Source organism: Streptomyces sp. NPDC107517 (assembly GCF_055582645.1).
On record NZ_JBVJPM010000016.1, the window covers coordinates 24660 to 44683 of the forward strand.

The 20024-nt window shown below is 71.0% G+C and carries 17 protein-coding genes; 4 read left to right on the forward strand and 13 right to left on the reverse strand.

Translation table 11 applies throughout. The features are described from left to right. Positions 1-6 precede the first annotated feature (6 nt). The 5 genes from ACZ67T_RS30645 to ACZ67T_RS30665 form a co-directional block, all read right to left on the reverse strand. The gene (locus ACZ67T_RS30645; protein ID WP_469988232.1) at positions 7-1722 is read right to left on the reverse strand and encodes an aldehyde dehydrogenase family protein; all 1716 of its coding nucleotides are present in this window, start codon (positions 1720-1722) and stop codon (positions 7-9) included. A 100-nt stretch (positions 1723-1822) separates the two neighbouring features. After that, positions 1823-3121 carry an MFS transporter gene (locus tag ACZ67T_RS30650; RefSeq protein WP_469988233.1) on the reverse strand — a complete coding sequence of 433 codons (1299 nt, stop codon included), beginning with the start codon at positions 3119-3121 and terminating at the stop codon, positions 1823-1825. Between the two features lie 105 nt (positions 3122-3226). After that, positions 3227-4162: a TauD/TfdA dioxygenase family protein gene (locus ACZ67T_RS30655; protein ID WP_469988234.1), complete on the reverse strand. Its 936-nt coding sequence runs from the start codon at positions 4160-4162 to the stop codon at positions 3227-3229. 209 nt (positions 4163-4371) lie between these two features. Then, positions 4372-4974, reverse strand: coding sequence for a TetR/AcrR family transcriptional regulator (locus ACZ67T_RS30660; RefSeq protein WP_469988235.1), 603 nt, complete (start codon positions 4972-4974; stop codon positions 4372-4374). Positions 4975-5136: 162 nt separating this feature from the next. Next, positions 5137-6678 carry a class I adenylate-forming enzyme family protein gene (locus tag ACZ67T_RS30665; RefSeq protein WP_469988236.1) on the reverse strand — a complete coding sequence of 514 codons (1542 nt, stop codon included), beginning with the start codon at positions 6676-6678 and terminating at the stop codon, positions 5137-5139. A gap of 73 nt (positions 6679-6751) precedes the next feature. Between ACZ67T_RS30665 and ACZ67T_RS30670 the strand changes: the two genes are divergently transcribed. The 3 genes from ACZ67T_RS30670 (at position 6752) to ACZ67T_RS30680 (ending at position 10190) form a co-directional block, all read left to right on the forward strand. Further along, positions 6752-7360 (forward strand): TetR/AcrR family transcriptional regulator, encoded by a 609-nt coding sequence (locus tag ACZ67T_RS30670; RefSeq protein ID WP_469988237.1) that lies wholly within the window; start codon positions 6752-6754, stop codon positions 7358-7360. A gap of 30 nt (positions 7361-7390) precedes the next feature. Beyond that, positions 7391-9031, forward strand: coding sequence for an acyl-CoA dehydrogenase family protein (locus tag ACZ67T_RS30675; protein WP_469988238.1), 1641 nt, complete (start codon positions 7391-7393; stop codon positions 9029-9031). 208 nt (positions 9032-9239) lie between these two features. Beyond that, positions 9240-10190: a LysR family transcriptional regulator gene (locus ACZ67T_RS30680; RefSeq protein WP_469988239.1), complete on the forward strand. Its 951-nt coding sequence runs from the start codon at positions 9240-9242 to the stop codon at positions 10188-10190. Positions 10191-10218: 28 nt separating this feature from the next. Here the strand turns inward: ACZ67T_RS30680 and purU are convergent, their stop codons facing one another. The 6 genes from purU to glyA all read right to left on the reverse strand — a co-directional run bounded on the left by purU (position 10219) and on the right by glyA (position 17771). Then, entirely contained in the window at positions 10219-11145 is a 927-nt protein-coding gene (gene purU, locus ACZ67T_RS30685; protein ID WP_469988240.1) for a formyltetrahydrofolate deformylase, read from the reverse strand. A 252-nt stretch (positions 11146-11397) separates the two neighbouring features. Then, on the reverse strand, positions 11398-12027 hold the full coding sequence (locus ACZ67T_RS30690) for a sarcosine oxidase subunit gamma (protein ID WP_469988241.1): 630 nt from the start codon (positions 12025-12027) through the stop codon (positions 11398-11400). Further along, positions 12020-14890, reverse strand: a complete 2871-nt coding sequence (locus ACZ67T_RS30695) for a sarcosine oxidase subunit alpha family protein (protein WP_469988242.1) — start codon at positions 14888-14890, stop codon at positions 12020-12022. Before ACZ67T_RS30695 ends, ACZ67T_RS30690 begins: the two co-directional genes overlap by 8 nt. Then, the gene (locus tag ACZ67T_RS30700) at positions 14887-15192 is read right to left on the reverse strand and encodes a sarcosine oxidase subunit delta (RefSeq protein WP_469988243.1); all 306 of its coding nucleotides are present in this window, start codon (positions 15190-15192) and stop codon (positions 14887-14889) included. The genes ACZ67T_RS30695 and ACZ67T_RS30700 overlap by 4 nt, the downstream gene beginning before the upstream one ends. Positions 15193-15207: 15 nt before the next feature. Beyond that, complete coding sequence (locus ACZ67T_RS30705) at positions 15208-16437, reverse strand: sarcosine oxidase subunit beta family protein (RefSeq protein ID WP_469988244.1); 1230 nt, start codon at positions 16435-16437, stop codon at positions 15208-15210. Then, positions 16434-17771: a serine hydroxymethyltransferase gene (glyA, locus tag ACZ67T_RS30710; protein ID WP_469988245.1), complete on the reverse strand. Its 1338-nt coding sequence runs from the start codon at positions 17769-17771 to the stop codon at positions 16434-16436. The genes ACZ67T_RS30705 and glyA overlap by 4 nt, the downstream gene beginning before the upstream one ends. Positions 17772-17866: 95 nt before the next feature. On the opposite strand from glyA, the gene ACZ67T_RS30715 reads away from it, so the two are divergent. Then, on the forward strand, positions 17867-18538 hold the full coding sequence (locus tag ACZ67T_RS30715; RefSeq protein WP_469988246.1) for a GntR family transcriptional regulator: 672 nt from the start codon (positions 17867-17869) through the stop codon (positions 18536-18538). 244 nt (positions 18539-18782) lie between these two features. On the opposite strand, the gene ACZ67T_RS30720 is transcribed toward ACZ67T_RS30715, so the two are convergent. Together ACZ67T_RS30720 and ACZ67T_RS30725 are read right to left on the reverse strand one after the other, a co-directional pair. Then, a complete protein-coding gene (locus tag ACZ67T_RS30720; RefSeq protein ID WP_469988247.1) occupies positions 18783-19244 on the reverse strand; it encodes a PaaI family thioesterase in 462 nt (153 codons plus the stop codon). 56 nt (positions 19245-19300) lie between these two features. After that, a complete protein-coding gene (locus tag ACZ67T_RS30725; RefSeq protein WP_469988248.1) occupies positions 19301-19918 on the reverse strand; it encodes a LysE family translocator in 618 nt (205 codons plus the stop codon). Between the last annotated feature and the right edge of the window lie 106 nt (positions 19919-20024).

The window sequence follows — 20024 nt, forward strand, 5'->3', positions numbered from 1 at the left end:
GCGCGCTCAGCCGCGCAGGGCCGACGCGAAGATGCCCGGCAGCCTGGTTGCCTTCGGGTCGGTGGTGTACGCCGTGAGGCGTTCCATCGTGGTGCGTCCGGTGCGGTTGGTGACGTAGTACGGCGGGCGCGGCGACAGCGACGGCGAGCCGGTGAACAGGCCGCGCGGCGACGGCGCGAACGGCGCCCGCAGCACGGTCTTCTCCACGTCCTCCAGCATGAACGCGTTGTGCACGAAGCCGATGCCGCTGCCGATCTCCTGGCGGGTGTGGCCGGGGAAGGCGCCCCAGGGCGTGTATCCGAGCAGGAAGCCGAACGCCGACCAGCAGTTGACGCCGAGCGTGCCGTAGCGCAGGTCGGCGACGGCCTCGGCGACGGCGGCGCGGTGGGCGCGCTCGGTCTTCGGGTGGACCAGCAGGGTGGCGCCGAGCGTGCCGGGCAGCTTGTCGTTGGCGAACTCCGTTGCGGCGCGCAGGAACTGAGGCGCGTCCTCGCCCGGAAGCCGTACGACACCGAGGGCGCTGGCGAACACCTCGTCGGTCAGCATCACGTCGTCGAGGCCCTCGATCTCCGGGACCAGGACGCGGCAGGAGTCGTCGATGCCGAGCGTCTCGGCCTGCGGGTGGGCGGCGGTGACCTTGCCGACACGGGCGGCGGCGCCCGGGTAGTAGTCGGCGCGCGGCGGCAGTTCGCGCAGGACCTTGCGGACCTCGGCGAGCAGCTTCTCGGTGCCGTCCCACTCGCGGGGCACCACGAGGATCTGCGTGGCGACACAGTTGTGTCCGGAGTTGTTCAGCTTGCTGGTGACGATGTGCTCGGCCTGGAAGCGGAAGTCGGCGTCGCTCCACGGGCCCGGCGTCACGATGCAGGGGCTGACGCCGCCCAGCTCGCTGGTGAACGGCTTGTCGTTGAGCGGGGTGTCGTCCTGCTTGCGCTGCTCGGCCTGCTCGTCCGTGCCCCACACGATGGCGTCGTGGGTGCGGTCGCTGCCGGTGACGTGGATGGAGTCGATGCCCTCGTGGCCGGTGAGGTACGCGCCCTCGGGGGCGCCGCCGTCGACGAAGCGGACGAAGCCGCGGTCGACGAACTCGCTGAACACCTTCTCGAAGTGCGGGCGCAGATAGTCGTTGACGGGGTTCATCTTCGCGAGGACGACCTCGCCCTCCGCGTACAGCTTGTGCAGGATGTCGAGCGGGGTGATCGCGGCGATGTTGCCGGCGCCGAGCACCAGGGAGACGGCGCCCTCGCCGGGCCGGCCCCGGTACTCGCCCGCGGCACGGGCCAGGGTCTGCTCAGGGGTGGTGCCGGGCAGCGTCCACACCTGCGCGGTGAAGCCGTTGAGCAGCAGCCGGTCGGAGAGGGTGACGGGGAAGACGTCGACGACGGTGCGGCCCTCGTGGCTGCGCACGGCCTTGGCGTCCAGCGGCTTGTGCCCGGCGGCCAGACGACGCAGCACGTGCAGGTAGGCGCTGATCGTCTGGGCCAGGGCCCAGGGCGCGCTGATCCAGTCCTCGGCGGCCCACTCCGAGGTCTGCGGGTAGCCCTTGGCCTCGGCCGCGTCGGCGACCATCGCGGCGGCGCCGTCGGAAATCCGCGGCAGCATCCGCTCCAGGAGGGCGATCCGCTCGGGCAGCGCCGTCTCCGTCCAGGCCTTGGCGTGCTCCTTGAGGTCGCCGACCGCCTGGTCGAGGGGGGCGGTGTCGAGTGCTGCTGGGGCGCTCACGGTCAACTCCTAGTAATGCGCGGGGGGATGGGGGTGCGTGGGAGGTCGGCCCATCCTAGGGGCCGACCTCCGTGGAGTCGCGGGTCGGACCGGTGACCGGTCAGCCGACCAGCCGGGCGCGGTCGCGCTCCGGGTCGATCAGGGCGAACGCCAGGACCGCGCCGACCGCGATCAGCACGCCGGACACCAGGACGGCCTGGTGGTACCCGGCCTCGCCGTGGGCGTCGACGAGCGCGCCCACGACGGCCGGGGCGACGAGGCCGCCCACCGTGACGATGGCGTTCATCAGCCCGAGGGCGCCGCCGCTGCGGGCCGGCGGGGCGAGTTCGGCGACGGTGGTCGCCGCGACCGAGGCGTACGAGCCGCCGAAGCCGAAGCCCAGGGAGATGAGCACGGTCTGGACGACCACGGAGTCGGTGAGCGGCACGGCCAGGCAGCAGGCCGCGCCGATGGCCATGATCCAGCCGCCGACCTGCCCACGGGCGCGCTTGCTGCTCACGCCGCGGCGCATCAGCCGGCCGGTGAGGGCGGCCTGGCCGAACAGGACCAGGGCGCCGACCGCCCACGGCGCGACGACGACCGTCCCGGCGGTGCCGGCCGAGTAGTCCAGGGCGTTGCGCAGGTACGACGGCAGCCAGACCAGCATGAGGGCCACGGTCCAGTAGCTGGTGAGGTAGGTCAGGGTGACGCCGATCCAGGTGCGGCTGGCGAAGATCCTGCGGTACGGCACCTGCGGCGCGTCGTCGGCCGTGGCGGCTGCGGCGACGGTCTTGCGGCCGCGCGGGCTGTCGGCGCCGAAGAGTACCCAGGCGACGCACCACACGGCGCCGACGACGGCGAGCACCCACAGGGCGGCGCGCCAGCCGTGGTTCTGGATCACCCAGGACAGGGTCGGCGCCGACACGATCACGCCGAGGGTCACGCCCACGGTGATCAGTGCGCCGGGCAGGTTGCGCTTCTCGTTGGGGAACCAGGACAGGCTGGCCTGCTGGGCCACCGGGAAGGCCGGCCCCTCCGCCGCCCCGAGGAACACCCGCGAGGCCACGAGCACCGCGAGCCCTCCGCCGATCGCCGCCGGGACCTGCGCCACGGACCACAGCACCGCCATGATCAGGATGAGCAGCTTGGGCGACACCCGGTCGGCCAGCATGCCCACGACGATGGCCGCGACGGAGAACAGCAGGAAGAACGCGCTGTTGGCGAGCCCGAACTGAGTGGCACTCAGATGCAGGTCGGCACGGATCTCGTCGGCCGCAAGCCCCAGTACGGACTTGTCGGCGAAGTTGACCATCATGAAGGCCACGAGCAGCCCGGTCACGATCCAGGCGCGGGCGTTGCTTCTGCCGGTGGCTTCGGTGGCCCCAACAGGCTGTTGGGGCACGGTGGGTGCCGCGGTCATGGGTTCTCCTGAAGGGGAATTCCTGAAAGGACGGAGGGGAGACGGCAACGCAGGGGCGGGTCGGCCCGCACCACAGCCGGCGGGTGGTGCGGGCCGGGCGGGGGGTCAGGACAGCGGGACACCGGCGATGGCGATGCGCTCCATCACCCGGGGCTGCGGGAAGTAGTCGTTGACCGCGTAGTGCTGGACGGCGATGTTGTCCCAGATGGCGATCGAGTCGGCTGCCCAGTTGAAGCGGATCTGGAACTCGGGGATGCGCGCCTGGAGGACCAGAGTGTCGAGCAGCTCACGGCCCTCCGCCTCGGAGACGCCCTTGATGGACCGGGTGAACGGCTCGTTGACGTACAGGGTCTTGCGGCCGCTGCGAGGGTGGCGGACCACGATCGGGTGCTCAACCTGCGGATACCTCGCGCGGAAGGCGGCCTTCTGTTCGTCGTTCATGAGGGCGCCCCAGCTGGCCTCCCAGTCGTGCACGGCGGTGAGGTTCTCGATGCGCTCCTTGAGGTCCTCGGGCAGGTTGTCGTACGCGGCGGCCATGTCGGCCCACATCGTGTCGCCCCCAGCTGCGGGCACCTCGATGGCGCGCAGCACTGCGCCGAGGGACGGGTTGACCATGAACGAGTGGTCGCTGTGCCAGATGTTCTTCTTGCCGGCGGCCTTGGCGTCCTTGGCCAGGAGGGAGATGCCGACGGTGTCGGTCTTCCCGAAGAAGGGGTTGGGCTCCGGCGGGCCCCACAGGCCCGAGAGCGCCATGTGGTGCTCGTGGGTGAAGCCGGTCTGACCGCGGAAGAAGATCACCTTCCACTCGAGGAGCGCCTGACGCAGCTCCTCACCGAGTTCGTCGTCGATCGGCTGCGTCAGGTCGACGCCACCGATGACGGCGCCCAGGTGCGGGGTGAGCGGGCTGATCTCGATCCGCTTGTACTCCGTCTGCTCGGCGCCGGGAGCGAGCCGCTCGAGGACGCGGCGCCCGTAGTGCATCAGAGGCTTGTCCAGGACCGGCTTGGGGTCGGTCACAGGGGTCGAGGCGACGTCCTGCATGAGGGTTCCTTCCGACGACTGGCACTTATTACGTAACCGGCAGTATCGATATTGGATCGCGCCAGGGCAAGGGGTCCGGGCGAGTTGTTTTCCGGTTTGTTTTCCGGTGCCGCGCACGGGATGCCCAGGTGACATCCAGGCATGACAAAGGGCGCGCAGGGCGATAAACCGCCCTGCGCGCCGGGGAGATGACGAACGTCAGTCCTGAGTCACGGCCGGGTGCCGACCGCCCGGCCGATCATGTCCACGACCGAGTCGACGAGAGCCTGGTCCGGCAGCTGCTGCTCGCCGACCATCCGGAAGACCAGCGCCGCCGCCACCAGCGTCGCCGCGTCGGCCACGTCGACGTCGGAACGCACATCGCCGCGCGCCACCCCGCGCTCCAGCAGGTGCCGTGTCTCGCCCATCACTCGGGCCGTGTAGTCGCGGAACGCGCCGGGTTCCGACTCCGCCTCCGCGGCGGTGCCGATCACGCCGGCCAGCAGCCGGTCGACACCTGGCTGCCGGTACGCCTCCATGCGCGCCGTCAGGACGGCACGCAACTCGGCCCGGAAGTCCCCCATGTCGGGCACGGTGAGCGGCCCGATCCGGGACTCCGCCGCCGCGATGACGAGATCCTGCTTGGTGGGCCAGCGCCGGTACACGGCCGGCTTGCTCACCCCCGCGCGCGCCGCGACGCCGTCCATGGTCAGAGCGCCCATGCCGCTCTCCGCCACCAGCTCGACGGCAGCGTCGAGAACCGCCCCGGTGACATGCTCCTGCCGCGGCCGCCCGCGCCCTCTGCGTGTGCGTTCCACCTGCTCCTCGGCCATGCGGTGACCTTACGCGGGCGCCGGCCCTGCCGGACCCGTCGGGTGGCCCGTGCCCGCACCCGGGACGGCGTCCTACCGCTCGCGCGGTCCGTTGCCGGGCGCGGCGGGCGGCTCGGTGCCGACGCCGGCAACCGGCCGGCACCGGGCCGCACCCGCGTGAGGTCAGCCGCCCGACACCCCTGCCATCGCTGCCAGTTCGGCCCGCAGTACATGCTTGGTGATCTTCCCCGACGGCGTGCGGGGAAGCTCCTGGCGCAGCACCAGCTCGCGCGGGATCTTGTAGCGGGCGATCCGGCTCTCCAGCCACGCGCGCACACCCGCCAGATCCGGTTCCGTACCGTCGCGCGGCACGACGACGGCCACCACCGTCTCGCCCCACTGCGGATGCGGGCTGCCGACGACGGCGACGTCGAGCACGTCCGGGTGGCCGCGCAGCGCGCCCTCCACCTCCTGTGAGGCGACGTTCTCGCCGCCGGTGATGATCACGTCCTTCATCCGGTCCACGATCGTGACGAAGCCGTCCTCGTCGACCCGGCCGAGGTCGCCGCTGCGGTACCAGTCGCCCGCGAACACCTCGGCGGTGGCTGCCTCGTCGCCGAGGTAGCCGATCATGCGGGTCTCGGAGCGCAGCCAGATCTCCCCGGTGTCGCCCGCACCGGCGTCCGTGCCGTCGGGGCGTACGACCCGCAGGTCCACGCCGGTCATGCCGCCGCGCCCGATCGACCCGGCCTTCGTCACCTGCTCGGCGGGGGAGAGCGAGGTCCCCGCCGGGCCCATCTCGCTCATCCCGTACACCTGGTGGAAGTCGTCCGACCCGTACGCCTTCATCAGCCTGCGTGCGGTGTCCGCGTCCAGGGGCCCGGCCCCGTAGATCCAGGCACGCACGGACGTCAGGTCGAAGTCGGCGAAGTCGGTGACGCTCTGCACCGGGGCGATGAGCGCGATCGGAGCCCCGAACATCGCGGTGACCCGCTCGCGCTGGATCGTCTCCAGCATGCCGCGCGGGTCGTACTCGCGCTGCAGCACGACCGTGGCCCCGCGCACCAGGGTGCCCAGCGTCCAGTTGTTGAGCGGGGACGCGTGCCAGATCGGCATGCAGATCAGGAACCGGTCCTCGGCCCGGAGGGGGATCGTGTCCGCGGTGTACCCGGCCGTCAGGGCGATGTTGCGGTGCGTGTGCACACAGCCCTTGGGGGTCCCGGAGGTGCCCGACGTGTAGAGGATCTGGGCGATGTCGCTGTCCGGACCCGCTTCGGCGCGCCACGGCTCGGCGCCCGCCAGGCGGGACTCGAAGGAGTCCGCGGGTCGCGTGGCCGCATCGGCGTCGGCGTGGCTGACCAGCCACGTCACGTCCACGTCGGCCGCGGTCGCCCGCTCGCCGATCTCCACGTCGACGAGCGCCAGCCGGGCCCCGCAGTGCCGCAGCTGGCGCTCCACCTCGGCCGTCTGGAGCTTGTGGTTGACGGGCACCAGGGTGGCGCCCGCGTACCAGGCGCCGAACGCCGCGAACAGGAAGGCGGGGGTGTTGTACGTCATGACCGCGAGACGGTCGCCCGGCCGCAGTCCGGCGTCGCTCAACACCGTCGCGGCGCGCCGGGCCGCTTCGGCGAACTCCCGGTAGCTCCACCGCTGTTCGCGGTAGACGACGGCTTCCTTGTCGCCGGCCGAGCGAACCACGCTGTCCAGCAGGGCACTGAGGTGCATCACGTTCTCCTGACGAGCCGGATCGGCGGAACCGACCATGGCGGGAAAGTCTGAATCATGGTTCACTTCTTTCATGGCCTACCGCAAGACCCCAGCCGAAATCAGTCGGCTCGAAGCCGCGAGAGAGCGTCTTGTCTCCTGCGCCACCTCGGTCGTGGCGGAGGTGGGCTGGTCACAGGCGTCCGTGACCGCTGTCGCCGACTCGGCGGGCATCGCGGCCGGCTCCGTGTATCAGCACTTCCCGTCCAAGGCCGCCCTCGCCGTGGAGGTCTTCCGTCGCGCCGCGGGGCGCGAGGTCGACGTCCTGGGCGAGGTGCTGCACGGTCCGGGAGACCCCGTCGAACGGCTCCGCCGCGGCGTCGAGGTGTTCGCCCGCCGAGCCCTGGAGAACCGTGGCCTCTCCTACGCCCTGCTCGCCGCGCCCGCCGAACCCGCCGTGGGCGCCGAGCGGCTCGACTTCCGCCGCCGCTACCGCGCGCTGTGGGCCGAGGTGGTGCGCGAGGGAGTGGCATCGGGTCAACTGCCCCCGCAGAACGCGGAGATCACCGCGGCCGCCCTGACCGGAGCCATCGGCGAGGTGCTGGTCGACCCGCTCGGCACCCCCGACGAGAACACCACCGAGGAACTCCTCACCGACCTCACCGCCGCGGCGCTGCGCTGCGCGGGCGCACCGACCGACTGATTCCCACCCTCTCCCCTGGAGGAGGCCCCCATGCCCAGCAACCCCACCGCCGTGACGCACGAAGTGACCAATCAGGCACCGCCGTTGACCGGTCACGATGCCGCCGACGACCCGGTACTGCTCGAAGGCATCCGTCGCGAGGGCGCCGAGTGGCACATCGACGAACTGCACCGCTTCGGCCGCGTCGTCGGCAGCGAGGAGGCACGGACCTGGGCCGACCAGGCCAACCGCTTCGAGCCGGAACTGCGCACGCACGACCGTTACGGCAACCGCATCGACGAGGTCGACTTCCACCCCGCCTACCACTCGCTGATGTCCGCCACGGTGGGCGCCGGCGCGGCCGGTTCCGCGTGGGCCGACGAACGCCCCGGCGCCCACGTGGCACGGGCCGGCACATTCATGCTGGCCACCATGCTGGAGCAGGGCCACATGTGCCCGGTCTCCATGACGTACGCCGTCGTCCCGGCGCTGCGCCGCGCCCCCGACCTCGCCAAGACGTACGAGCCGCTGCTCACCAGCAACGTCTACGACCCGGGCCTGCGCAACCCGACCGGCAAGCGAGGCCTGCTCGCCGGTATGGGCATGACGGAGAAGCAGGGCGGCACCGACGTGCGCGCCAACACGACGACGGCCGTCGAACAGGCCGACGGGACCTGGCGGCTGCGCGGTCACAAGTGGTTCACCAGCGCCCCGATGAACGACCTGTTCCTGGTGCTGGCGCAGGCGCCCGGCGGTCTCTCCTGCTTCCTGGTGCCGCGGGTGCTCCCGGACGGCAGCCGCAACACCTTCCGCATCCAGCGCCTGAAGGACAAACTGGGCAACCGCTCGAACGCCTCCAGCGAGCCCGAGTTCGACGACACCGTGGCCTGGCTCGTCGGTGACGAGGGCAAGGGCGTGCGCACCATCATCGACATGGTGACCATGACCCGGCTCGACTGTGTGCTGGGCTCCGCCGGCCACATCCGCGAGTCCCTCGCGCAGGCCGCGCACCACACCCGCCACCGCTCGGTGTTCGGCGCCAAGCTCATCGACCAGCCCCTGATGCGCAACGTCCTGGGCGACCTGTCCCTGGAGTCGGAGGCGGCAACGACGCTCGGCCTCCGGCTCGCGGGCGCTGCCGACCGCGCCCAGCGAGGCGACGCCCAGGAGCGCACCTTCCTGCGCCTGGCCACCGCCGTCGGCAAGTACTGGGTCTGCAAGCGGCAGCCCGCCGCCGTCGCCGAGGCCCTGGAATGCCTGGGAGGCAACGGATACGACGAGGCGTCAGGCATGCCCCGCCTGTACCGCGAAGCCCCCCTCAACGGCATCTGGGAGGGCTCCGGCAATGTCAACGCCCTGGACATGCTGCGGGCGCTGGGCCGCGAGCCCGAATCCCTGGAGGCGTTCCGTACGGAGATCGAGGCGGCGTCGGGCGGTGACCGGCGGCTCGACGCGGCCTGGCAGGAGCTCCAGGGCGAACTCGTCCTCACCGAGGACGCGCCGCTGCGGGCCCGCCGGGTCATCGAACGTGCGGCGCTCGTGCTGCAGGGGTCGCTCCTGGTCCGCCACGCGCCGGCCGCTGTCGCGGACGCGTTCTGCGCCTCGCGCCTCGCCGGGGACCGCGGACTCGCCTTCGGGACGCTGCCGCCGGGGACGGACTTCGGGGCGCTGCTGGAGCGACTGCCGGCCTGACCTTCGCTCGCCGGTCGACCCGCGCTGAGTCCGCTCTTCCCGTTGTCGTCCGCCGATCCGCGGACGACAACGGGTCCCCCGGTACGTTGGGAGCGCCGTTCCTATCAGGTGTACGCGGACGGGTTCGGTGTTGCGCACCGTGGGCACGGCAGCGCGCCGTCCTCCCGCCGTCACGACCGCCCCGGCGCGGTGTGAATAGAGTGGGCGAGTGGATCTCAACGCTGTGCGCACCTTTGTCGCGGCCGTGGACGCCGGCCAGTTCCAGGAAGCCGCCGCAGCCCTGTCGATCACCCAGCAAGCCGTCTCCAAGCGCATCGCCGCCCTGGAGAAGGACCTGGAAGTACGGCTGTTCACCCGCACACCACGTGGCGCCGAGCTCACCATCGACGGCCAGGCGTTCCTGCCCCACGCCCGCGAACTCCTCCGGGCGGAGGACCGGGCCGATGCCTCCGTGCGCCCCGGCCGGCGCGCCCTGCGCGTCGACGTGATCAACCGGCGGATCGCGCCGGCGGTGCTTCTCCAGGACTTCTATCGCACGCGTCCTGACATCGACCTCGACGTCGTGACCCTGAACGCCGATGTCGACACCGCGATCGCCGCAGTCGCAGCCGGGACGATCGATGCCACGTTCCACGCGATCACCGTCGCCGAGCGTCACCTGCCGGCCTCGATCAGGACGACCCGAGTGATCGACGACCCGCACGAGCTTCTCGTCGGGCCCTCCCATCCGCTGGCCGATGCCGACAGCGTCACGCCCGCACAACTCGCCGGACACCGCATCTGGATGCCCGGCATGGCACCCGGCACCGAGTGGGCCGACTACTACGACGAGTTCGCCGCCGCATTCGGGCTCACGATCGATGTCATCGGGCCCGTTTTCGGGAACGAGGCGCTGCTGGACGAGATCGCCGACTCAGCCGACCTCGCGACCCTCGTCGGCGAAGGATCGCGCTATCTCTGGCCCGACAGTTATGACCTGCGTCGCATTCCGGTGCGGAACCCGACGCCGGTCTATCCGATGTCCCTGATCTGGCGCGGCGACAACCGGCATCCGGCGCTCGACGCCTTCCGCGCCCACCTGGAGGCGACCCGGGCGCGGACCCCGGACGCCGACGTCTGGGAACCGACGTGGAGACAGCGGACCGCCAGAAGGCCGTGAGCCCCCCGGCAGTGTCCGTGTCCGCTCGTCAGCGGAGCACCACCGTGCGCCTTCCCTGGACGAAGACGCGGCCTTCGCAGTGCCAGCGGACGGCCCGGGCCAGGGCCGCCGATTCCGCGTCGCGGCCGATGGCGGCCAGGTCCTCGGGGGTGTGGCTGTGGTCGGCGCTGATGACCTCCTGCGCGATGATCGGGCCTTCGTCGAGGTCGGCGGTGACGTAGTGGGCCGTCGCGCCGACGAGTTTGACGCCGCGGTCGTGAGCCTGGTGGTAGGGCTTGGCGCCCTTGAAGCTCGGCAGGAACGAGTGGTGGATGTTGATCAGACGGCCGGGCAGCTGAGCGCACAGGCCGTCGGAGAGCACCTGCATGTAGCGCGCGAGCACGACGAGGTCGACGTCGAACGAGTCGATGAGCTCGAGGAGCCGGGCCTCGGCTGCGGGCTTCGTCGAGGCAGTCACCGGCACGTGGAAGAACGGGATGCCGTGCCAGGCGACGAGTGCCTCGTGGTCGCGGTGGTTGGAGACGACGGCGACCACGTCGATGGGCAGGTCGCCGCTGCGGGTGCGGAAGAGCAGGTCGTTGAGGCAGTGGTCGTAGCGGGACACCATGATCAGCACGCGTCGGCGGGTGCTGACCGGTTCGATGTGCCACCGCATGGCGAAGGGGGCGGCCACGGCGGCGAAGTCGTCGCGCATGACCTGTGTGGTGTTCTCGCGGCCGGCGGCGAAGCGCACCCGCATGAAGAAGTGGCCGTCCCGACGGTCGCCGAACTGCTGGTTGTCGATGATGTCGCTGCCGTGCTCGACGAGGAACCGCGAGACGGCGTGGACGATGCCGGGTGCCTCGGGGCAGTCGAGGGTGAGCACGTGCTCGACCGTTGCCGTGGCGGGGTCCGTCGGCGAGGAGCCGGTCGGCGAGGCGGCGGGGGGCGCGGCGGAAGCCTGGGAATCAGTCATGGTGTCCGCAATCGGTGACGTTGGCGGAGAGGCCGCCGTCGGGCGGCCTCCTTGCATGTGGCCCTCATGTCCAGGCCGGAGTCGCGCTCGGTCGTGATGACCATGTCGAGAGGGTCCGCTTGCGTGCGGTGACCGGCCCGGCGTCGGCGTGAGGTTGGCGTCCGACGAAGCGCCGGGCCGTCCACGTCGGCCCCGCCGTGTGAGTGGCGGGGCTGACGCGGACCGCGTACACGTCGCATGTGCGCGACGGGGTCAAGGCAGCTCGGGGCCGCGGAACTCGCTCATCGCGTCGATGAGCCAGCGCGCCAGGTAGTCGGCGAAGGACGAACGCGGCAGCAGCCGGTACACCGGCTCGTCGTCGACCTGCCAGAGCAGGACCGCGATCGGTCCCACCGTGGTCGACACCGCCCGGCCCGGACCGAAGACCCGAGGATGCAGGTCCAGCGGGCAGCCCTTCTCCAGCACCTCCCGGGCGGCCGGGCCGCTCAGTTCGAGGGTGGTGCGGTTCGCCGAGACGTCGACGACGGAGCCCGGATCCGCAGCGAGTGCTTCCCTCAACTCGGCGGCCGCGACACCCTCTTCGGTCCGGGACAGCACGAGCCACTCGTCAGGTCCGAGCCAGAACGCCGTGTGGGCGCCGGACGAGGTGGTCTCGCCGTGCTCGCGGGGGAGCGGTGCTCCCAGGGTCTTCTCGACGCGGATCGCCGCCGCGGACGCGGGGCTGACGCGAAGATTCACCATGCTGACGAAGGGCCGCTCGGTCAGCGTGACGCCGCGGGTCCCGGTGACGGCGGCGTCCCGCATCCGCTCCGCGAGGTGCGCCAATGGGCTCACGCGCAGTGCCGACAGGTCTGTGCGCGCCTCGTTCGTGGGCTCAGCCATCGCGCTTGGTCCCTTCGGGGTCGTAGAGGACGGAGTCGGTGACTTCGACGGGCACCAGGTCGTCGCCCACGGGGGCGAGCAGGGTCGAGCCGATCCTGGCCCGCCCGCCGGCGACGAGGGCGAGGGCGAAGGGGCGGCCGAGTGCGGCGCTGTGGTAGCTGGAGGTGACGTGGCCGAGCATGGGAACCGGCCCGGCCTCGGGTGTCAACGGCGTGTCTTGCGCGATGAGTTGGGATCCCTCGGGCAGTCGCGTCGTACGGTCGGTGGGCAGCAGGCCGACCAGCTGCTTGCGGTCGGCACGAGTGGTGTCGGCGCGGGAGTGGGACCGGTTCCCGATGAAGTCCTTGCGCTTGGAGACCACCCAGTCCATGTTCGCGTCCTGCGGGGTGACGGTGCCGTCGGTGTCCTGGCCGACGATGATGAACCCCTTCTCGGCGCGCAGGACGTGCATCGTCTCGGTGCCGTACGGAGTGATGTCGTACGGCCGCCCGGCCTCGTACACCTGCTCCCAGACGGCCCGGCCGTACCACGCGCAGACGTTGATCTCGAAGGCGAGCTCACCGGAGAAGGAGATCCGGCAGACACGCGCCGGGATGCCCGAGACCAGCGTCGTCTCGCGGAACGCCATGAAGGGGAACGCCTCGGCGGAGACGTCGAGTCCGGGAGCCAGCTTCGCGATGACGTCACGTGACTTCGGGCCGACGACGGCGACCGTCGCCCACTGTTCGGTCACCGAGGTGCAGTGGACGTCGAGCTCGGGCCACTCGGTCTGCAGCCACTCCTCCAGCCAGCCCAGGACCCCGGCGGCGCCACCGGTCGTGGTGGTCATGAAGTAGCGGTTCTCGTCGAGGCGCAGCGTCACGCCGTCGTCGAAGATCATGCCGTCCGGCTTGCACATCACGCCGTAGCGGGCCATGCCGGGCTTCAGCTTCTTGAAGGCGTTGGTGTAGACGCGGTTGAGGAACTCGCCCGCGTCCGCGCCCCAGATCTCGATCTTGCCGAGGGTGGTGGCATCCATGAACGCCACACCCTCACGGGCCGCGCGGCACTCGCGGGCGACGGCCGCGTCCATGTCCTCGCCGGGCCGGGGGTAGTACCAGGGCCGCTTCCACTGCCCGACGTCCTCGAACTCGGCGCCGTGGGCGACGTGCCAGCCGTGGACGGACGTGGTGCGCTCCGGGTCGAAGAGGTCCCCGCGCTCACGCCCGGCGAGGGCCGCGAAGGCCACCGGGGTGTAGGGCGCCCGGTAGGCGGTGGTGCCGATCTCGCCGGGTGACGCGCCCGCGCCGAGGGCCTGGGCGATCACGCCGATCGCGTTGACGCCGGACGTCTTGCCCTGGTCGTTCGCCGTGCCGAGGGAGGTGTAGCGCTTGACGTGCTCGACGCCGCGCATGCCGGCGCCGGTGGACCGCCAGACGTCGGCGACGGTGACGTCGCGCTGGAGGTCGACGAAGTGGGTGTCCCAGGTGCCGGGTTCGCCGACGGGGGAGGGCACCAGCCACAGGGCGCGGACGTCGGGCCGTGCGTCCGCGGACGGCGCCGCGGACACCGGGACGGGGAACCCTGCCTCGGTCGCGGCCAGCGCGCCGGCCCGGGCGCCTTCGGCCAGTGCTCCGTCGAGACCGTACGTCCCACGCGCCGCGCCGACGGTCTGCTGGTGCCGAACCGTGCCGTCGGGTACGAACGCGACCAGGTCGTCGTCCCAGCGCAGCTTGCCCTGGCGCTGGCTGTGGAGGTGGACGACCGGGCTCCAGCCGCCCGAGACGGCGAGCAGGTCGCAGTCGAACTCTTCTGTCTCGCCGACGAGTCGGCCGTCGGCGTCGAGGGCCTGGACGGTGACGCCGGTGAGCCGGGACTCGCCCGCGGTGTCGGCCACCGCGCTGCCCGTGAGGACCCGAACCCCGGTCGTCGCCGCGATCTCGGCTGCCCGCGGGGACAGTTCGACGCGCGCGTCCACGACGGCGGCGATGTCGATCCCGGCCGCGTGCAGATCGGCGACCGTGTCGTACGCGCTGTCGTTGGTGGTGCCGACCACGGCTCGCCTGCCCGGAGTCACGCCGTACCGGTTGATGTACGTGCGTACGGACGCGGCCAGCATCACACCGGGACGGTCGTTGCCGGCGAAGGTCAGCGGGCGCTCGTGCGCGCCGGTCGCCAGGACGACCTGGCGGGCGCGGATGTGCCACAGTCGCTGGCGCGAGACGCCCGAGGACGGGTCGGGGGCGCCGGCGCCGAGGTGGTCGGTGCGCCGCTCCAGGGCGAGGACGTAGTTGTCGTCGTACGACCCGAACGCGGTGGTGCGCGTCAGGACGGTGACCTCGGACGCGGCGTCGAGTGCTGCGCGTACCTCGGCGACCCACTCCGGTCGGGTGCGTCCGGACAGCAGCGCCCCACCGGGCTCGGGCTGGTCGTCCACCAGGATGACCCGCGCGCCGGATTCGGCGGCGGCAGCGGCGGCCGAGAGCCCGGCCGGGCCCGCGCCGACCACCAGGACGTCGGTGTGGACGTACTTCTTGTCGTAGACGGCGGGGTCGGGGGTCGGGTCGAGCCGTCCCATACCGGACAGCGTCGTCGCGGACAGGCCGTCGTACAGCTCCACCGTCGTCGCGGGGAGCATGCCCTCCGAACATGAACCGCCGAGCTGCACCAGGGCGTTGGGCTCCTCGACGCCCGCCGAGACAATGCCGCGGGGACGGCCGAGGTAGAGCGACGGGGCGGCCTCCACGATGCCGTTCGCCAGCATGGCGGAGGCGAGGGTGTCGCCCGGGTGGCCGGTCAGCTCCCGTCCGTCAAGGGTGAAGTGGAGCAGGGTGGTGCGGTCGACGCGGCCCGCGTCGCCGAGCCGGAACTGCTGGTCGGTCATCGCTGCTCTCCGGCCGGGTCGGTGACGTGGGGTTCGGGGCGCGGCTCGTCGAGCCGGTAGGTGGCGAGCACCTCGTAACTCACGGTGTCACGCAGGGCGTTGAACCAGCGGCGGCAGCCGTGGCTGTGCATCCACCGCTCGGCGAAGGGGCCCTTCGGGTTGTCGCGGTAGAAGACGTACTCGGCCCACTGCCCGTCGTCGAGGTCGGCGGGGTTCTCGGGGTACGGAACGTGGGCCTGGCCCCCGTAGTGGTATTCGCTCTCGTTGTGGGGACCGCACCATGGGCAGTCGATCAGCAGCATCGCAGCAGCGTCCTCTCAGTGGGCCACGGCCGCGGCGCCGTGTTCGTCGATCAGTGCGCCCGTCGTGAAGCGGTCCAGGGCGAAGGGGGCGTTCAACGGGTGCGCCTCACCCGTTGCGATGGTGTGCGCGAAGGTCCAGCCGGCCGCCGGCGTGGCCTTGAAACCACCGGTGCCCCAGCCGCAGTTGACGAAGAGGTTCTCCACGGGAGTGGCGCTGATGATCGGCGAGGCGTCCGGGGTGACGTCGACGATGCCGCCCCAGGTCCGCAGCACATGCGCCCGCGCGAAGATCGGGAAGAGTTCGACGGCTGCGGCCATCTGCTCCTCGATCACGTGGAAGGAACCGCGCTGCCCGTAGCCGTTGTACGAGTCGACACCCGCGCCCATCACCAGTTCGCCCTTGTGTGCCTGGGAGACGTAGACGTGGACGTGGTTGGACATGACGACGGTGGGGTGGACCGGCTCGTGCAGCTCGGAGACGAGCGCCTGGAGGGGGTGAGACTGGACGGGGAGGCGGATTCCGGCCCGTTCGGCGAGCACGCTGCTGTGCCCGGCGGCCGCGAGCCCGACCCGGCCGGCGTTGATGCGACCGAGGTTGGTCTCGACACCCACGACCTTCTCGCCGTCCTTGACGAAGCCGGTGACCTCGCAGCCCTGGATCAGGTCGACGCCCATCTCGTCGGCGCGGCGGGCGAGCGCCCAGGCGACGTGGTCGTGCTTGGCGATGCCCGCGCGGGGCTGGAAGGTGCCGCCGAGCACCGGGTACCGGGTGTCCGGCGAGACGTTGAGGATGGGGCAGACCTCGGCGACCTGGTCCGGGTCGAGCCATTCGGCGTCGACTCCGTTGAGCCGGTTGGCGTTGGCGCGGCGCATGCCCTCGCGGACGTCCTGGAGGGTGTGCGCGAGGTTGAGGACCCCGCGCTGGCTGAACAGGAAGTCGTAGTCCAGCTCCTGGGGGAGCCCTTCCCACAGCTTGAGGGCGTGCTCGTAGATCGCCGCGCTCTCGTCCCACAGGTAGTTGGACCGGATGATGGTGGTGTTGCGGGCCATGTTGCCGCCGGCCAGCCAGCCTTTCTCCAGGACCGCGACATTGGTGATGCCGTGTTCCTTCGCGAGGTAGTAGGCGGTGGCGAGGCCGTGGCCGCCCGCGCCGACGATGATGACGTCGTACGAGGAGCGCGGCTCGGGATTGCGCCAGAGGAAGTCCGGGTGTTCCGGCAGCTTCGGCTGCGGCTGGGCGGTCATGCCGCGTCTCCGTTCGGGCGGGACAGGTGCGGATACAGGGGAAAGGCGTGGGCGAGCTTCTCGACCCGGTCGCGCAGCAGGCCCGCCTGCTCCTCGCCGAGGTGCTCGGGCTTGAGCGCCCCCGCGACGATGTCGGCGACCTCACGGAACTCCTCGGCGCCGAAGCCGCGCGTGGCCAGCGCCGGTGTGCCGATGCGCAGGCCGGACGAGACCATCGGCGGGCGCGGGTCGAACGGCACGGCGTTACGGTTGACGGTGATGCCGACGCGGTGCAGGCGGTCCTCGGCCTGCTGCCCGTCGAGCGCGGAGTCGCGCAGGTCGACGAGGACCAGGTGGACCTCGGTGCCACCGGTGAGCACGGTGATCCCGGCCTCGGCCACATCGTCGCTGAGCAGGCGTCCGGCCAGGATGCGGGCGCCGTCCAGGGTGCGCTGCTGGCGCTCCTTGAACTCCTCGCTCGCCGCCACCTTGAAGGCCACCGCCTTCGCCGCGATGACGTGCTGAAGGGGCCCGCCCTGCTGCCCGGGGAAGACCGCCGAGTTGATCTTCTTGGCGAGAGCGGCCCGGCAGAGGATCACCCCGCCGCGTGGGCCGCCGAGAGTCTTGTGCGTCGTCGTCGTGACAACGTCCGCGTACGGAACGGGACTTGGGTGGAGTCCGGCCGCGACGAGCCCGGCGAAGTGCGCCATGTCCACCATGAGGTAGGCGCCCACCTCGTCGGCAATGCGCCGGAATGCGGCGAAGTCCAGGCGGCGGGGGTAGGCCGACCAGCCGGCGACGATCAGCTTGGGCCGGTGCTCGCGCGCGAGCCGCTCGACCTCGTCCATGTCGATGCGCAGGTCTGACTCGCCCACGTGGTACGGCACGACGTTGTAGAGCTTGCCGGAGAAGTTGATGCGCATGCCGTGGGTGAGATGACCGCCGTGTGCCAGGTCGAGACCGAGGATCGTGTCGCCCGGGCTGAGGAGCGCGAACATCGCGGCGGCGTTGGCCTGGGCGCCCGAGTGCGGCTGCACGTTCGCGGCCTCGGCGCCGAACAGGTCCTTGACCCGGTCGATGGCCAACTGCTCGACGACGTCCACGTGTTCACAGCCGCCGTAGTAGCGGCGTCCCGGGTAGCCCTCGGCGTACTTGTTGGTGAGGACCGAGCCCTGGGCCTCCATGACGGCGGCCGGGGCGAAGTTCTCCGACGCGATCATTTCCAGCGTCGACTGCTGGCGGTGCAGCTCGGCGGCGACCGCGGTGGCGACCTCCGGGTCGAGCTCGCTGAGCGGGAGGGCCTGGAGTGAGGCGGGAGTCGTGGTCGTGGTGATCGACTGGGCGTCCGTTGCCATCTGCGCACCATTCTGAGAGCCGACTAATGAGCAACTGATATATCAGTCTGTGCGGTAAGGTATGGGACCTCGACGGGACGGGTCAAGGGGGCCTCATGCAGCACGTGGCGACCGAGTCGACGGTCGGTGGTGAGGAGCTGTCCCTCGCCGAGCGCGCCTACCGCGCCATCCGCGACCAGCTCGTGATGCTCGACATCCGCCCCGGCGCGCCCATCAACGAGGACCAGCTCGCGCAGTCCCTCGGCGTCGGCCGTACCCCGGTGCGCGAGGCGCTCAAGCGGCTCCAGTACGAGCGCCTTGTGGCGACGTACCCCAGGCGCGGCACCTTCGCCACCGACGTCAACATCACCGACCTGGCCCATATCTCCGAAGTCCGCCTGGAGTTGGAGCCCCTGGCGGCGGCCCGCGCGGCGCGGCGGGCCACGGCCGAGGACCGTGCGGCCCTGGCGGCGGTGCGGCGCGAGCTGGCAGGCGTGGACCCGCGGCAGGGCGACGCGGCCGAGCTGATGCACCTGGACCTCAAGGTCCACCGTGCCGTCTACGCCGCCACGCACAACCCGTACCTGGAAGACACCCTCATCCGCCATGACAACCTGGCCACGCGCATCTGGTGCCTGTTCATCGACCGGCTCGCCGACATGGCCGGCCACGTCGAGGAGCACGGACCGCTGATCGACGCGATCGTCGCCGGTGAGGCGGGCGCGGCGGCCCAGATCGCCCGTGCGCATGTCGAGGGTTTCGAGCGGGCTGTGCGCGACGCCATCTGACCGCGGCTCGTGGCCTCGGTCAGGGGGCAACTCGCTTGTCGCGATGGCGAGTCGACGATGACCTCATCCGGCCAGACGCTCTGGCCGACGGGTCGGTGCGTGGCGCCCCGCCCCCTCGTCGCGCAGCCGGAGAGCGCTGAAGTCTCACCCTAAAGATGAGGTTGAAGGAACACGCTATGAGAGGCACGGACGAGGCCGGCCGGCAGTGCCCGGCGGGTCTGCCGGCGGTACGGTCCCTGGGTGATCACTGCTCGGCGGTCCTGTTCACCCGGATCAGTGTCTGCTGTCCGTTGGCCACGAGCTTGCGTGTGCCGTCGTCCCGAGAGGCAAAGACCTCCAGCTGACACACGGTCAGGGTCCGGCCGGCCTTGAGGACGGTTCCGACAGCCTCGAGGTGGTCCCCGAGGGCCGGCGCGAGCAGGTTGATCTTGTATTCGACCGTGAGCACCTCGGTGTTCTCGGGGAACAGGGTGAAGGCCGCGTAGCCGCCCGCGCTGTCGGCGATGGAACTGGTGGCGCCGGCGTGGAAGTAGCCGTGCTGCTGGGTGACTTCAGGCCTGGCCGGGAGCGCGATGTGCACGACGCCCGGTGCGATGCGGCTGAGCCGTGCGCCGAGGTGGGTCATGAGGCCCTGCCGGGCAAAACTGGCCCGGATGCGCTCCTGCACCTCGGTGCTCGCCTGCTCCTGCTGCTCGTGGCCTTCCACGTGTACTCCTTCGTCGGACATCGGGTTCTGTGGGTGAGTGCTGTGAGCCGTCATGGTCATACGGCCAGTCGTTCGGCGAGGAGGAAGCCGCCGATGACGATCATCATGGCGCCGGAGGCGCGGGTGACGGTCCGGGCTGCCGAGGGCCGGGCCCTCAGGACGGTGCGGGCGAAAACGCCGACCCCCAGGTAGACGACGGCGCAGGCCGTCATGTGGAGCGCGCTGAGCAGACCCGTCTGCGCGGCGACCGGCCAGCCGTCCGCGGGCCGGATGAACTGCGGGAACAGTGAGAAGTACAGCAGCAGGGCCTTGGGGTTGAGTCCGCTGATCCCGGCGCCCTTGAGCATGATCTGCCCGCGCGAGACGGCCATCGGCTCGGTGGACGCGCCCAGGACCGCCGGCCGCCGCAGAACGCCCCAGCCCAGCCACATCAGGTAGGCGGCGCCGACGACGGTGAGCGCGGTGAGGGCGGTCGTCGAACTCGCCACGATCGCCACCAGGCCCACGACGGCGAGCAGGGTGTAGCCCAGGTATCCGGCTATCAGCCCGGTGACCGCCGGGACGACCGACCGGTCCCGCAGCCCTGCCGAGATCGCGTAAGCCCAGTCCGCGCCCGGAGTGAACACCAGCAGAAGATCCACCGCCAGAAACGCCGCCACTGTTGTCGTGTCCATCAATCGATCCCTCTCGCATTCCGTACTTGAGAGGGAAGATTAGGTGCGATCTGCCCGAAAGTGTTTCTGTCTTTACTCCATGATCGCGCCTTCTGAGGGAGAATCT

What these genes read in the sequence shown, in the direction of transcription:
- ACZ67T_RS30700 (WP_469988243.1), bottom strand. Translation starts at nt 15,192, where the DNA reads ATGCTGCTGATCGACTGCCCATGGTGCGGTCCCCACAACGAGAGCGAA.
- ACZ67T_RS30695 (WP_469988242.1), bottom strand. Translation starts at nt 14,890, where the DNA reads ATGACCGACCAGCAGTTCCGGCTCGGCGACGCGGGCCGCGTCGACCGC.
- ACZ67T_RS30665 (WP_469988236.1), bottom strand. Translation starts at nt 6,678, where the DNA reads ATGCACCTCAGTGCCCTGCTGGACAGCGTGGTTCGCTCGGCCGGCGAC.
- ACZ67T_RS30725 (WP_469988248.1), bottom strand. Translation starts at nt 19,918, where the DNA reads ATGGACACGACAACAGTGGCGGCGTTTCTGGCGGTGGATCTTCTGCTG.
- ACZ67T_RS30650 (WP_469988233.1), bottom strand. Translation starts at nt 3,121, where the DNA reads ATGACCGCGGCACCCACCGTGCCCCAACAGCCTGTTGGGGCCACCGAA.
- glyA (WP_469988245.1), bottom strand. Translation starts at nt 17,771, where the DNA reads ATGGCAACGGACGCCCAGTCGATCACCACGACCACGACTCCCGCCTCA.
- ACZ67T_RS30675 (WP_469988238.1), top strand. Translation starts at nt 7,391, where the DNA reads ATGCCCAGCAACCCCACCGCCGTGACGCACGAAGTGACCAATCAGGCA.
- ACZ67T_RS30660 (WP_469988235.1), bottom strand. Translation starts at nt 4,974, where the DNA reads ATGGCCGAGGAGCAGGTGGAACGCACACGCAGAGGGCGCGGGCGGCCG.
- ACZ67T_RS30690 (WP_469988241.1), bottom strand. Translation starts at nt 12,027, where the DNA reads ATGGCTGAGCCCACGAACGAGGCGCGCACAGACCTGTCGGCACTGCGC.
- ACZ67T_RS30715 (WP_469988246.1), top strand. Translation starts at nt 17,867, where the DNA reads ATGCAGCACGTGGCGACCGAGTCGACGGTCGGTGGTGAGGAGCTGTCC.
- ACZ67T_RS30655 (WP_469988234.1), bottom strand. Translation starts at nt 4,162, where the DNA reads ATGCAGGACGTCGCCTCGACCCCTGTGACCGACCCCAAGCCGGTCCTG.
- ACZ67T_RS30705 (WP_469988244.1), bottom strand. Translation starts at nt 16,437, where the DNA reads ATGACCGCCCAGCCGCAGCCGAAGCTGCCGGAACACCCGGACTTCCTC.
- ACZ67T_RS30670 (WP_469988237.1), top strand. Translation starts at nt 6,752, where the DNA reads ATGGCCTACCGCAAGACCCCAGCCGAAATCAGTCGGCTCGAAGCCGCG.
- purU (WP_469988240.1), bottom strand. Translation starts at nt 11,145, where the DNA reads ATGACTGATTCCCAGGCTTCCGCCGCGCCCCCCGCCGCCTCGCCGACC.